We start from the raw sequence: 13,579 nt of genomic DNA, 5'->3' as shown, positions 1-13,579 counted from the left end.
CATGGCCACGGCCATGCGGCAGCATGAAGCCGGCAACCGCCTCTGCCATCAGATCGCTCGGACCGGCTTTCTGATCACCGCGATGCAGCCATGTGATCTGTGTCGCTGACAATCCTTCGCGGACATCATTCAGCGCGATCTGCGAGGCCACACTGTCCACCTCGATCAGAACATGCATCTGCGCCTTTGCAGGCATGGTTTCAAGAATATGGAAAATCGCCGGAATGCAGCATTCATCACCGGTAATCAGATGCCAGTCAGCATCCTCACGGAAAGATGCGCCACCGCGCGGACCACGTACACTGATCTTGTCGCCGATCTTGGCATCACGGGCAAATGCCGGTCCGGGTGTCAGATGTGTGCCGTCACCATGCATGAAGAAATCCACATCCAGCAGGCCTTTTTCTTTATCAAGACTGCGGATTGTATAGTCACGGCGGCCAAATTCGCCATCGCCGGTCGGCAGCATCATCACAATGGCCTGTCCTGCACGATAGGTGAATTCTGCAATATCCGGTGCGGTAAAAGTGACACGGCGCATATTGGCCGGAGCATCCGCCACAGCGGTTACAGTCAGCTCCCACTGACGCAGTTGCGGACGGCCTGCCGGCGATGTCTGTACTGGTGTCGTCTGATCCGGTGTCATTTGCATATTCACTCCCTATAGGCATTCAGAGCGCCGTGCGCCCCATCGGGCGTACAAAACTCGCTACACGGCAGGCAAACATCATTTCTGACGATGCCTCATCGCTTTGCCTTATGCTATAGATAAGTGGATAAAAGAAATCAACTTTGTATTATCTTATCCGGAGCTTTTCACCGGCATATCCGGCTGCACCAGTCGCGCGAGGGCTGCAAGCAGGTCGGTTTGCGAAATTAGTCCCTGCACATGGCGGTCTTGATCTACAATAATCACCGCATGAGAACGGCCATTGGTAAGCACCGGCAAAAGACTCAGAGCCGTGTCCTGCGGCTGAGCCACAGGCGGACTGGTCATCAGCGTTGCAACAGCACCCTTGCCTTTCAGCAATTCACGCAAGCCCACGGTGCCAAGCAACACATTGCGATCATCAACCACCGGCAGCGAGCGGATATTATGCCGGAGCAATAATGAACGCGCATAATCATCCGTATCATCCGCTTTGACGGACACAACGTGGCGCGACATGATCGACGCGCAATCGGGCCCCGCTTTACCCGCAGCATTGTTACGCATGACAGACTGCATCTCGATTTGCCGCAGCAAAACTTCCAGATCTTCACGGCTGATATCGAAACTCTCCTGCATTTCAGACAACGCAGCATCAATATCAGCGGAGGTCGGGCCGCCGCGCATTTGTGTCGGCGTATCCTGCGTCTGGTGCGGATTAATAACCGGTATTGTGTGCGGATAAGGGCGTCTCAGCAGCCTGTGAAAAACAATGCCGAACAGCACCACAATCGCAGAATCCAGCGCCACCGGCGTAAACGGAAACAAGAAGCCCGCCTCGGTCACCGTATGACCGCCGATGACGGCAGTAAGCGCAATCGCTCCGCCGGGCGGATGCATGGCACGTGCCAGCGACATGGCAAGTACAGATAAAGAAACCGCCAGACCGGCCGCCAGAAACGGCTCTTTCACCAACTGATAGACAATAACGCCGATCAGGGCTGAAATCGTGTTCCCGCCGATAATTGCCCATGGCTGCGCCATCGGACTGGTCGGAACGATGAAGAGCAAAACAGCCGAGGCACCGACCGGTGCGATCAGAAATACATAATGCGTGGTGTGGTCATAGAGCCATGCGCTGACCATGCCGGTCACAACAACACAGAGCAGAATACCAAGACTGGCAATCAGGCGGGAACGAAAAGTTGCACCGGCCAGCAAGGGCGCAAAAAGACGGTCTGCCGTGCGTTTCAGACGGCTGCCGTTTTTTTCAGGCGAGGACATTTGAGAAAACCACTATCACATTTCGGGCTGAACGTGATTAGCAGTCATAGACCCTAATAAACAGACAAACCAGAGATAACTGACTAAGAATCTCCGCTTTAATGGCTGAAAATCCTGCGGAATTGCATAATTTGCGCAAATGGTGCCGAGCGCACTTTGCCGAATTTGCTGCCATCCACCACCAGATAAGAGTCCATCGCGCGGGCAATTGCCATCTGTTTGACCGGAATTTCATGGAAATGCGAACAGGTCACGCCATGTTCATCATGCACACCGCCCGCCGAGATAAAGGCCTTATTGATGATAATCTTCTTCAATGTCTCAATCCCCTCCTCACCGGAGAAAGAGGCAGCGGAACGGTGGAACAGGCCGCCCAGCACAATCAGGCGTACATCCTCACGAGATGACAGGATTTCCGCAACATTGAGCGAATAGCACACAACCGTAACAGACTTATTCTCTGGCACCAGACGCGCCAGATGCGGTGTAGTGGTACCGCAATCGATGAAAATCGTGTCATGTTCTTCAATCATCGCGGCAGCTTCCGCGCAAGCCTGCGCCTTGGCACCCGCATGACAATCACTTTCGTGGTCAAGACTGTAATCGCTGTGACCATTATTATCCTGCGCAGAGAAAATATATCCGCCAAGGCAATTCAGCCCCTTGAGCACATCACTATCCGAGCGCGCCAGATCCCCGCCGTTGAGATCCCGCTGCGCCATATCACGGCGGATGGTCATTTCAGAAACACCGAGCTGCGCTGCCGCATCCCGCAAACGCATCACACCTTGTTTTTCCATCAATGCTGCGAGTTCTGTGAGACGCTCGTCCCTGCGGCTGGTTCTGCTCAAGATTCTCCCCCTTTTTGAATCATTTTACTCTCCCACCTACAAAAAATAGTGCGTTGCGTGAAGCGGCAGTCTTTGCAGACTTGACACATTAAATTATTTAGTGAAACGATCCAAACATAATGATCGGATACTAACAATATAATATCCGTCTTATTGTCAGATAATTTTCCCAATCCAGGATACTGGCCGGAGGGTGACGGGAATTATCGGATAACAGGATGTTTAACAGGTAGGGTTTCTCAGGGAGGATCGCGTGAAAAAACTTCTCGCTTCTGTTGCAGTTGCAATGTCCATCGCTATGCCATCCGCTTTCGCGGAAGGTGTAATCGACACATCCAAGGTCAATAAAGACCTCATCACTACAGCCAATGACAAGAAATATACCATTGCGACCGTTGTTAAGGTCGATGGTATTGCATGGTTCGACCGTATGCGTGACGGTGTGGCTCAGTTTAAAGATGAAACCGGCCATGACGTATGGATGGTTGGCCCAAGTCAGGCTGATGCGGCCGCTCAGGTGCAGATCGTTGAAAATCTGATCGCACAGGGCGTTGACGCTATCACCATCGTACCGTTCTCGGTTGAAGCGGTTGAGCCGGTTCTGAAAAAAGCCCGCGAACGCGGCATCGTGGTTATCTCCCACGAAGCATCCAACATTAAAAACGTCGATTATGACATCGAAGCCTTCGACAACAAGGCTTACGGCGCTAATCTGATGAAACAGCTCGGCGAATATATGGGCGGCAAGGGCAAATATGTTGCCACTGTCGGCAGCCTCACCTCCAAGTCCCAGATGGACTGGATTGACGGTGCTGTGGAATATCAGAAAGCCAATTTCCCTGAAATGTCGCAGGCAACCGAGCGTCTGGAAACCTATGACGATGCCAATACCGACTACACCAAGCTGAAAGAAGCAATGACCACCTATCCGGACATTACCGGTATTCTGGGTGCGCCGATGCCGACGTCTGCCGGTGCCGGTCGTCTGATCGCTGAAGGCGGCCTGAAGGGTAAAGTCTTCTTCGCAGGTACAGGTCTGCCATCGGTTGCCGGTGAATATCTGAAGAATGACGATATCCAGTATATCCAGTTCTGGGATCCTGCTGTTGCCGGTTATGCCATGAACATGCTGGCTGTTGCTGCTCTGGAAAAGAAAAACGACCAGATCACAGCCGGTCTTGACCTCGGCCTTGCCGGTTACAATTCTCTGCTCGCTCCGGATGCTGCACAGCCGCATCTGCTCTATGGTGCAGGCTGGGTTGGCGTAACCAAAGACAACATGGCTGAATACGACTTCTAATCTGTAAAGAGCCGGAGGCGGTAACAGGCTTGTTGCCGCCTCTGTTTTTACCGGAGCAGGTTACGTCCAGATTCAATTATGGATATCGCTCTGGTTTCTTTAATGGCCGCATATCACAGATATCCGAATTGATCCGGGTTGACTGTGAAATGCTCCAGCTCTGCGGGAACACATCCGTTCTGTCACAGGCAGGAATAATATGACTGAAAATCTGATAGAACTGCGCGATATCGGCATGCGCTTCGGGGGTGTTAAAGCCCTTGATGATGTGTCGCTGACCATCCGCCGCGGTGAAATCCATTGCCTTGCCGGTGAAAACGGCTCCGGAAAATCCACAATCATCAAAGTGATGTCCGGTGTTTACACACCGCAGGACGGCGAAATCCTGTTTGACGGCAAACCTGCCGGCAAGCTCAATCCTGTCAAATCCGTTCATCACGGCGTTCAGGTGATTTATCAGGACTTTTCCCTGTTCGGAAATCTGACTGTTGCCGAAAATCTGGCGCTGAACACTTTCCTGATTGAAGGCCGTAAAACCATCAACTGGAAACAGGTTCGCGAACTGGCACAGAAGGCGCTCGACCGCCTTGATGTAAAAATTAATCTCGATGCAAAAGTCGACAGTCTGCCAACCTCGGGCAAACAGATTGTTGCCATTGCCCGTGCGGTCATGGCCGATGCGCGCCTCATCATCATGGATGAGCCGACGACAGCACTGACCCGCCATGAGGTGGATGCACTCTTCAAGATCGTGCGCGATATTCAGGCACAGGGCATTGCCGTGCTGTTTGTCAGCCACAAAATGCGCGAAATGCTGGAAATCAGCGAGCGCCTCACCGTATTCCGTAATGGTAAGAAGGTCGCAGAAGGCCCGATCAGTGAGTTCGACGAACCGGCAATTACCCGTGCGATGACCGGTTTGGATCTGAAACCGGACAGCTATGTCTGGCAGGCACAAGAACAGAGCACACAGCCAGTGCTTCAGGTTGAAGACCTGAAAGCCAAAGATTCAGCGACCGGCAATGTGCTGCTCGACGGGGTAAACCTGTCGCTCCATGCCGGTGAGATTGTCGGAATTTCCGGCCTGATCGGCTCCGGTCGTACAGAGCTCGCTTTGTCGCTGTTTGGTATGCTGCCGCAATGCACCGGAAAAATGCAGCTGAACGGCAAAACCATTCATCCGAAATCAGTGCGTCAGGCTATTGATCTCGGTATTGCCTATGTGCCGGAAGACCGCCTCACGGAAGGTCTGTTCCTCACCCAGTCGATTGAGCGCAATATTATTGTGACCTCGCTGGATAAGATGGTGAGCGGCCTCTTCATCAACCGCAAAAAAGTCGATCAGGTCACGAAAGAAATGTTCGACGCCATGCAGATTGCAGCACCGGGTCCGCATACACCGGTCAACCATCTGTCCGGCGGTAACGCGCAGCGCGTGGTGCTTGCCCGCTGGCTTTTGACCGGTGCAAAAGTGCTGATCCTCAACGGCCCGACGGTTGGTGTGGATGTGGGCTCCAAGGCGCAGATTCATGCGATTATCCGCAAGCTCGCCAAGGATAACGGCCTTGCTGTTCTGATGATCTCCGATGATGTGCCGGAGCTGGTGCAGAATTGTAATCGTGTTGTCGTGATGCATCGGGGCAAGCTGGTGGATGAATTGTCCGGCAGCACCATGACTGAAGATGCCGTCAATGACCGGCTGAAGACACTGAACTGAGGAACCGGTCATGAAGTTCTATCAAACAACAGAATTTATCATCGCCTGCGTTCTGCTGCTGGCCATGATTACTATCGGCTTTATCAATCCGGCCTTCTGGTCGCTGGACAATATGTTCGGCCTGCTGCGCTCCAATGTCGTGATCGGTATTATGGCGCTCGGCGTATTGCTGGTGATGATCTCCGGCGGGATTGACGTGTCTTTCACTGCTTTCGCGATTGCGGCTATGTATCTGACTGTTAAAGCCATGGTCGCCATCGGCTATGACGGTGTGGTCATTCCGTTTATCGCGGCAACGCTGATCGGTCTGGCGCTCGGCGCTTTCAACGCGGCGATTATTTACAAGTTCCGCATGATCCCGCTGATCGTGACGCTTGGCACCGGCTCTATTGTCCGTGGTCTGGTTCTTGGTCTGGTCGGTACCAGTATCGTCAACATCAACAAGATGCCGAAAGAACTGATCGAATTCGGCAAGACCGACGTCGTTTCCATGACCTCGGCCACCGGTACGAATTTCGGCCTCACGGCGATGGTGCTGGTTTACTTAGGCATCGCGCTGCTCATTCATCTGATGCTGAAATATACCATGATCGGCCGCTCAATCTATGCCTATGGCGGCTCGCCTGAGGCGGCAAAACGCGTTGGCTTCAGCACTGCCAAAACCATTTTCGTGGTCTATTGTGTGGCCGGTGCGCTGGCCGGTTTTGCAGGTCTGCTGCATTCCTCGATGATCTGGCTTGCCAATCCGCGTGACTTTACCGGCCTTGAGCTGGAAGTGATTGCAGCGGTTGTGCTCGGCGGCGCGTCGATCTTCGGCGGACGCGGCTCGGTGCTTGGTACTTTGCTCGGCGTTTTCATGCTGGTTATGGTCAAGAACTCGCTGATCATCATGAAAGTCGACACCACATGGCAGAAAGTTGTCGTTGGTCTCATCATCATCATCGCCACGGCAATTACCGCATGGCGTGACCGGAAAAATCTGGTGTGAGCGGCGGGGATAAAGATATGAAAAAAGATATTGATACGCGCCGTTTCCTGAGCCCTGCAAATATGGATCGCAATATCCTGCAGCTGGTGATTATCACCGTGCTGGTTTTTGCTGCCATGAGCTGGCTCAATCCGGATAAATTCCTGCGCTATTACAATTTTGAATCGATCAGCTACATCATGCCGGAACTCGGCATTCTGTCGATTGCCATGATGATCGCCATGCTGACCGGCGGCATTGACCTGTCCGTTGTCGGCATTGCCAATCTCTCCGGCATTCTCGCCGGTGTCTATTTTCACTCCACCATGGTGCAGGCCGCTCAAAATTCCGACAGCAATATGCTGTTCTATACGGTGATCGGTGTGCTGCTTGCCTTGCTGGTGGGACTGGTGGCAGGGCTGGTCAACGGGATATTGATCGCTAAATTGCGCATCACGCCAATTCTCGCCACGCTCGGCACCGGTCAGGTATTTATGGGACTGGCACTGGTACTCACCGGCGGCCCTGCGATTGTCGGCTTTCCTGATGCATGGAACATGATCGGCAATGGCAAAATCTTCGGTATTGCCACCCCTTTCATCATCTTTGTTGCTGTGTCCGGTCTGATTGCGCTGCTGCTCAGCCGCACCACCCTCGGCCTCAATCTGATGCTGATCGGCACCAATCCGAAAGCTGCGGTCTTTGCAGGTCTGAAAAAAGACCGCATGATCCTCTATTCCTATATGCTCACAGGTATGCTCGCCTCGCTGGCCGGTATCATCCTGTCCGGCCGTACCAATGCTGCAAAATCCGATTACGGTGCATCCTATCTGCTGCAGGCCGTGCTGATTGCCGTGCTCGGCGGCACCAATCCGGCTGGCGGTAAAGGGCGTGTGCTGGGTGTGGGTATCGCGCTTGTGGCGCTGATGCTGCTGTCATCGGGTTTCCAGATGCTGCGTTTCTCCAATCATCTGATTGATTTCATCTGGGGTGCATTCCTCATTCTGGTGATTGCAATCAATGCATTCCGCAATTCAGACAGGTAAAGCCATGCAGGATATTTCCGTTCATCTTCGCCGTCAGGATTTCACCGACAAGCCGCATGAAATTGCTTCATCGGATGGTCTGACCGTTACTGCATTCCGCTACGCCACCGGCGTTGAAGCGCTGATGATTGAAAATCAGCGCGGCCATCTGATCGTTCTGCCCTATATGGGGCAGATGGTCTGGGGTGCGGAATTTGACGGCGTTGACCTGACCATGGGCAACAGCTTTGCCATGCCTCGCCCTGCCAAAACCATTGCCGAGACCTATGGCTGCTTTGCCTTCCATTCCGGCCTGCTGCGCAACGGTGTGCCATCAGCACAGGATACCCATGCCGCGCATGGCGAAATGCCTTGTGCCAATATGGATGTTGCAGGTCTCATCTTTGGTGAGGATGAACAGGGCGCCTATGTCGAAGTGACAGGCGAATATGAATATGTGATGGGCTTTGGTGCGCATTATCTGGCACGCCCGTCCGTGCGCCTTTATGCGGATGACACATTATTCGACATCGAAATGGACGTGGAGAACCTCTCTTATGCCCCGATGGAACTGATGTATATGTGCCATGTCAACTTCGCCTATGACGAAGATGCCCGTATCATTCAGCCGACATCCTTCTCGCCGGAAGATACTAAAGTGCGCACTGCCGTGCCTGCCCATGTGACACCAAATCCTGACTATCTGGCGCTGATTGACGAGCTGGCCAAAGACCCGTCCGTCATGGAAGTGCTGGACGATCCTGACCGCTATGATCCTGAGCAGGTTTTCTATCTGCGCAATCTGAAACAGGATGAAAACGGCACCATTCATCAGATGATGAAGCTGGAACAGGGTGAGGCTTTTGCCATCTCCTATCCGGCGGCAAATTTCCCGAAATGCGTGCGTTGGGTTCTGGTCAATGGCGATGCGCAGGTTGCAGCTTTTGCCCTGCCTTCCACCTGCGAACCGGAAGGCTATCTGGCAGAAAAAGCCAAAGGCAATGTGCGCCTGCTGGCTCCGGGTGAACGCGCGACTTTCCCTGTACGCCTCGGCTATCTGGCACCTGCGGAAGCTGATGAATTTGAGCAGATGATCACTGCGCTTTAAGGCACTGATCCGGAACAGCTGATGGTGTTCCGAATAAGATTAAGTGCGGAAACAAAGAGATAGAGTAGTTCTGATGTCGAAAAAAATCGCTGTTGTCGGTTCCAATATGGTCGATCTGGTTACCTATATGGATCGTATGCCGGTCTTGGGCGAAACGCTGGAAGCGCCTTTGTTTGAAATGGGTTGCGGCGGCAAAGGTGCCAATCAGGCATTTGCTGCGGCACGTCTTGGTGCCGATGTGATGATGGTAACCAAAGTCGGTGATGATATTTTCGGCGACAACACTATTTTCAACCTGAAAAAAGCCGGTATCGACACCAAGCATGTCGGCGTTATCAAAGGTAAATCCAGTGGCGTTGCCCCGATTTTTGTCGATAAAAGCGGTGAAAATTCCATTCTCATCGTTAAGGGTGCCAATGCCGAGCTGCTGCCACAGGATGTGGATGACGCTGCCGAAGATCTGAAACAATGCGGCCTGATCCTGATGCAGATGGAAGTACCGGTCGAGACCGTCTATCACACCATCGCCTTTGCAGCGGCCAATGGGATTGAAACCATTCTCAATCCGGCACCGGCTGCGGCTGATCTTGATCCTGAACGTATCCGCCAAGTGTCATTCCTCGTACCGAACGAGACCGAGCTGGCGCTGCTTTCCGGCATGCCAACCTCGACGGATGATGAAACCATTGCCGCTGCCCGCTCGCTGATTGCCAAAGGTATCCGCACTGTCATCGTAACCCTCGGCGGTCGTGGCGCACGTCTGGTGACAGCAGATGATGTAGTCAATATCGCACCGGTCAAAGTCACTCCGAAAGATACAACCGGCGCAGGCGATGCCTTTATCGGCTCTTTCGCACGGTTCTATGCCGAACACGGCAATGTGGCGGAGGCTCTGAAAAGCGCCAGTCTCTATGCCGCCGACAGCATTACCAAGACAGGCACGCAGAAATCCTATGCATCTCTCGAAGAGTTTGCAGAGTTCTGCAAAAGCCATAGCTGAACCAGAGCGGTTTCAGCCAATATTGAACCATTGGAACCGCTCTATCTATTTGCCTAACGCATTTCCGAACGCAAAACCGGTTCCCACTTTTGCTGGAAAGTGCTCCTAAATATGCTGCGCCAAACGCCTGATAACAGGCAGAACAGCGCGTTGATTTAACCGGTGCAATCACCGGAACTGACAGCTTTCCGGTTTTACCCCCGTAGCCGGAAACCTGTCAGGGCAGCTTGCTTCCACCCAGAACAGGCCTCTGATTGCACCCCAATTTTACGGATATACGATGAGCACTTCTCATGCACGTAACACCGGAACCCCGCTGAAAACCGAATGGTTTGACGATATCAACGTCAACCGCTCGGCACTTGAGCGCCGTGCCGCGACCATTCCCGCCCGCCGTTCGGTGAAAAAGGAATATCAGGCTGCCTGGCTGGTACGCGCCATCCAGTGCATTGACCTGACAACACTGGCCGGTGATGACACTGCCGGTCGTGTGCGCCGCCTTTGCGCCAAAGCCAAAAACCCGATCCGCGCGGATATTCTGGAAGGTCTTGGCCTCGCTGATGCCAATATCACCACCGGTGCGGTCTGCGTCTATCCGACAATGGTTCCCCATGCGGTTAAAGCGCTGGAAGGCACAAATATCCCCGTTGCTTCCGTCGCCACCGGCTTCCCTGCCGGTCTTATTCCGCTGCCGCTGCGTCTGGCTGAAATCCGTTATGCGGTTGAAGAAGGCGCGAAAGAAATCGATATCGTCATCACCCGCGAGCATGTTCTGACCCAGAACTGGCAGGCACTGTATGATGAAATGGCTGCGATGCGCGAAGCCTGCGGTGAAGCCCATATGAAAGCCATTCTGGCCACCGGCGACCTGCAAACGCTAACCAATGTCTATAAGGCATCTATGGTTGCAATGCAGGCCGGTTCCGACTTCATCAAAACCTCAACCGGTAAAGAAGAAGTCAACGCAACCCTGCCGGTCAGCCTGACCATGGTGCGTGCACTGCGCGATTACGGCGAACTCACAGGCCAGATCATCGGCTTCAAGCCTGCCGGTGGCCTGCGTACCGCCAAGGAAGCTCTTGTCTGGCTGTCGATGATGAAGGAAGAGCTGGGTCATGACTGGCTGCAGCCGGATCTGTTCCGCATCGGCGCTTCCTCATTGCTCGGCGATATTGAACGCCAGCTCGAACATTATGTGACCGGCCGTTATGCCGACCTCTCCCGTCACGCTGCGGCATAAGGAATTACGACTATGGCACAGATCAAGGATATTCTGAACACAATGGAATATGGTCCGTCTCCCGAAGCCAATGGCGATGTTGTTGCATGGCTGAAAAATCATTCCGCACCATTTGGTCACTTCATCAATGGCCGCTTTACCGATGCAGGCAATGCGCAGATTATTGATGTTATCAATCCGGCAACGGAGCAGCGCCTGGCAGGCATTGCCAAGGGCACAGCAGAAGATGTTGATACGGCTGTCAAAGCCGCGCGCGCCGCGTTCGGCAAATGGTCGAAACTCTCCGGTCATGAGCGCGCCAAATATCTCTACGCGATTGCCCGTCACCTGCAGAAGCGTGAGCGTTTCTTCTCCGTGCTGGAAAGCATGGATAACGGCAAACCGATCCGCGAAAGCCGCGATAGTGATGTGCCGCTGGCTGTCCGTCATTTCTATCATCACGCCGGTTGGGCTGAGATGGTGGAAGATGAGTTCCGTGGTTTTTCCCCTGTCGGCGTTTGCGGTCAGGTCATTCCATGGAACTTCCCTCTCCTGATGCTGGCATGGAAAATCGCCCCTGCTCTGGCTGCCGGTAATACGGTTGTGCTGAAGCCTGCCGATCTGACACCGCTGACAGCGATCGTCTTTGCAGAAATCTGCCATGAAGTCGGTCTGCCTGCCGGTGTGGTCAATATCGTACAGGGCGACGGCGAAACCGGTGCGCTGATCTGCGGCCATGAGGATGTCAACAAGGTTGCCTTTACCGGCTCGACCAATGTCGGCCGTGTCATCCGCGAACAGATTGCCGGTTCCGGTAAAAAACTGTCGCTGGAACTCGGCGGCAAGTCACCGTTCATCGTGTTTGAAGATGCCGATCTCGACAGCGCTGTTGAAGGTGTTGTTGATGCAATCTGGTTCAATCAGGGTGAAGTGTGCTGTGCAGGTTCCCGCCTGCTGGTACAGGAAGGCATTGCCGAGCGTTTCTATAGCAAGTTGCGCAAGCGTCTTGAAACAATCCGCGTCGGCGATCCGCTGGATAAATCGACCGATGTCGGTGCAATCGTCTCCCCATTGCAGGTGAAGCGCATATCCGCACTGATCGCCAAAGGTGTGGAAGAAGGCGGTGCGCTGTGGCAGACCGCGAATGCCCTGCCAGCCAAAGGCAATTTCATCGCGCCGGGCTTCTTCACGGAGGTAGATCAGGCTTCCACTGTTTGTCAGGTTGAAATCTTCGGCCCGATTGCAGCGGCAACAACCTTCCGCACACCGGCGGAAGCAATTGCTCTGGCCAATAACACCTCTTACGGACTGGCCGCTTCCATCTGGTCGGAAAATATCAATACCGCTCTGGATATTGCAGCCTCTGTTAAAGCCGGTGTTGTCTGGATTAACTGCACCAATATGCTTGATGCCGGTGCCGGTTTCGGCGGTTATCGCGAAAGCGGTTTCGGCCGTGAAGGCGCGCGCGAAGGGCTTTATGAATATCTGGTCAGCGACTGGGAAAAAGCTCTGCCGCTCGTTAAAGAAACCGATGCACCATCTTTCTCCGCACTGCCTGTAGCCGGTGAAAAAGTGGCTGCCGGTTCCATCGACCGTACCATGAAAAACTATGTCGGCGGCAAGCAGGCACGCCCTGACGGTGGTGCAAGCTATGCGGTTTACGGCAAAGGCAATGTTGTCATCGGTGAAGCACCCCTCAGCAGCCGCAAAGATATCCGCAATGCCGTGGAAGCCGCAGCAAAAGCCGGATCTTGGGGCGGTGCAACCACCCATAACCGTGCACAGGTACTGTATTACTTAGGCGAAAATCTCGAACAGCGCCGTGCTGAATTCATTGAATTACTCACCACCAGCACAGGTGTTTCCGAGAAAAAGGCAGAAGAGGAATTCGACGCTTCAATCCGTCGTATTTTCTATTATGCCGCACAGGCAGACAAGTTTGACGGAGCCGTTCACTCCACCAAATCGCGTCATGTTACACTGGCCATGAATGAGCCGTGGGGCGTGACCGGTATTGTCTGTCCTGATGAATTACCATTGCTCTCAATGGTCTCACTGATCCTGCCAGCCATTGCTATGGGCAACCGGACCGTCGTTGTGCCGTCCGGCCGTCATCCGCTGATTGCCGGTGCTTTCTATCAGGTGCTGGATACATCAGACGTACCGGCCGGTGTGGTCAATCTCATCACCGGTGAACGCGATGTGCTGGCAAAAACTCTGGCTGAGCATGATGCCGTATCCGCGCTCTGGTATGTCGGCTCGCAGGCAGGCAGTGCCATGGTTGAGAAAGCCTCGACCGGCAATCTCAAAGCCACATGGGTAAGCAATGGCCGTCAGCGTAACTGGCTGGATACAGCACAGGGTCAGGGACGTGATTATCTGCGCCGTGCAGTGCAGGTGAAAAACATCTGGGTGCCATACGGCGCATAATTCAGATTACAGCGTAAAAAAGCCCCGCC

11 protein-coding genes are annotated in these 13,579 nt (G+C 53.6%); 8 read left to right on the top strand and 3 right to left on the bottom strand.

Translation table 11 applies throughout. The annotated features are described in order from the left end of the window. The 3 genes from A918_RS19260 to A918_RS0103045 all read right to left on the bottom strand — a co-directional run. A partial coding sequence (locus A918_RS19260) for a siderophore-interacting protein (RefSeq protein ID WP_022709631.1) occupies nucleotides 1-652 on the bottom strand: 652 nt, incomplete at its 3' end. A 150-nt stretch (nucleotides 653-802) separates the two neighbouring features. Then, nucleotides 803-1,933 carry an HPP family protein gene (locus A918_RS0103050; RefSeq protein WP_022709630.1) on the bottom strand — a complete coding sequence of 377 codons (1,131 nt, stop codon included), beginning with the start codon at nucleotides 1,931-1,933 and terminating at the stop codon, nucleotides 803-805. A gap of 98 nt (nucleotides 1,934-2,031) precedes the next feature. Next, on the bottom strand, nucleotides 2,032-2,784 hold the full coding sequence (locus tag A918_RS0103045; protein ID WP_022709629.1) for a DeoR/GlpR family DNA-binding transcription regulator: 753 nt from the start codon (nucleotides 2,782-2,784) through the stop codon (nucleotides 2,032-2,034). Between the two features lie 253 nt (nucleotides 2,785-3,037). On the opposite strand from A918_RS0103045, the gene A918_RS0103040 reads away from it, so the two are divergent. The 8 genes from A918_RS0103040 (at nucleotide 3,038) to A918_RS0103005 (ending at nucleotide 13,550) form a co-directional block, all read left to right on the top strand. Continuing rightward, the gene (locus A918_RS0103040; protein WP_022709628.1) at nucleotides 3,038-4,084 is read left to right on the top strand and encodes an autoinducer 2 ABC transporter substrate-binding protein; all 1,047 of its coding nucleotides are present in this window, start codon (nucleotides 3,038-3,040) and stop codon (nucleotides 4,082-4,084) included. A gap of 199 nt (nucleotides 4,085-4,283) precedes the next feature. Next, nucleotides 4,284-5,801: a sugar ABC transporter ATP-binding protein gene (locus tag A918_RS0103035; protein ID WP_022709627.1), complete on the top strand. Its 1,518-nt coding sequence runs from the start codon at nucleotides 4,284-4,286 to the stop codon at nucleotides 5,799-5,801. A gap of 10 nt (nucleotides 5,802-5,811) precedes the next feature. Then, the gene (locus tag A918_RS0103030; RefSeq protein WP_022709626.1) at nucleotides 5,812-6,789 is read left to right on the top strand and encodes an ABC transporter permease; all 978 of its coding nucleotides are present in this window, start codon (nucleotides 5,812-5,814) and stop codon (nucleotides 6,787-6,789) included. A 17-nt stretch (nucleotides 6,790-6,806) separates the two neighbouring features. Then, on the top strand, nucleotides 6,807-7,814 hold the full coding sequence (locus tag A918_RS0103025) for an ABC transporter permease (RefSeq protein WP_028233306.1): 1,008 nt from the start codon (nucleotides 6,807-6,809) through the stop codon (nucleotides 7,812-7,814). 4 nt (nucleotides 7,815-7,818) lie between these two features. Then, entirely contained in the window at nucleotides 7,819-8,901 is a 1,083-nt protein-coding gene (locus tag A918_RS0103020; RefSeq protein WP_022709624.1) for an aldose 1-epimerase family protein, read from the top strand. A 73-nt stretch (nucleotides 8,902-8,974) separates the two neighbouring features. Then, nucleotides 8,975-9,901, top strand: a complete 927-nt coding sequence (rbsK, locus tag A918_RS0103015) for a ribokinase (protein ID WP_022709623.1) — start codon at nucleotides 8,975-8,977, stop codon at nucleotides 9,899-9,901. Between the two features lie 280 nt (nucleotides 9,902-10,181). After that, a complete protein-coding gene (gene deoC / locus A918_RS0103010; RefSeq protein WP_022709622.1) occupies nucleotides 10,182-11,141 on the top strand; it encodes a deoxyribose-phosphate aldolase in 960 nt (319 codons plus the stop codon). A gap of 12 nt (nucleotides 11,142-11,153) precedes the next feature. Next, a complete protein-coding gene (locus tag A918_RS0103005; RefSeq protein WP_022709621.1) occupies nucleotides 11,154-13,550 on the top strand; it encodes an aldehyde dehydrogenase family protein in 2,397 nt (798 codons plus the stop codon). The last annotated feature ends 29 nt before the right edge of the window (nucleotides 13,551-13,579 follow it).

This window comes from Pseudochrobactrum sp. AO18b (genome assembly GCF_000409565.1).
GTDB lineage: Bacteria > Pseudomonadota > Alphaproteobacteria > Rhizobiales > Rhizobiaceae > Pseudochrobactrum > Pseudochrobactrum saccharolyticum.
Note: the sequence above shows the minus strand (reverse complement) of the source record. Positions and strands in the feature narration are given on the sequence as shown.

What these genes read in the sequence shown, in the direction of transcription:
- rbsK (WP_022709623.1), top strand. Translation starts at nt 8,975, where the DNA reads ATGTCGAAAAAAATCGCTGTTGTCGGTTCCAATATGGTCGATCTGGTT.
- A918_RS0103020 (WP_022709624.1), top strand. Translation starts at nt 7,819, where the DNA reads ATGCAGGATATTTCCGTTCATCTTCGCCGTCAGGATTTCACCGACAAG.
- A918_RS0103030 (WP_022709626.1), top strand. Translation starts at nt 5,812, where the DNA reads ATGAAGTTCTATCAAACAACAGAATTTATCATCGCCTGCGTTCTGCTG.
- A918_RS0103050 (WP_022709630.1), bottom strand. Translation starts at nt 1,933, where the DNA reads ATGTCCTCGCCTGAAAAAAACGGCAGCCGTCTGAAACGCACGGCAGAC.
- A918_RS0103035 (WP_022709627.1), top strand. Translation starts at nt 4,284, where the DNA reads ATGACTGAAAATCTGATAGAACTGCGCGATATCGGCATGCGCTTCGGG.
- A918_RS0103005 (WP_022709621.1), top strand. Translation starts at nt 11,154, where the DNA reads ATGGCACAGATCAAGGATATTCTGAACACAATGGAATATGGTCCGTCT.
- A918_RS0103025 (WP_028233306.1), top strand. Translation starts at nt 6,807, where the DNA reads ATGAAAAAAGATATTGATACGCGCCGTTTCCTGAGCCCTGCAAATATG.
- deoC (WP_022709622.1), top strand. Translation starts at nt 10,182, where the DNA reads ATGAGCACTTCTCATGCACGTAACACCGGAACCCCGCTGAAAACCGAA.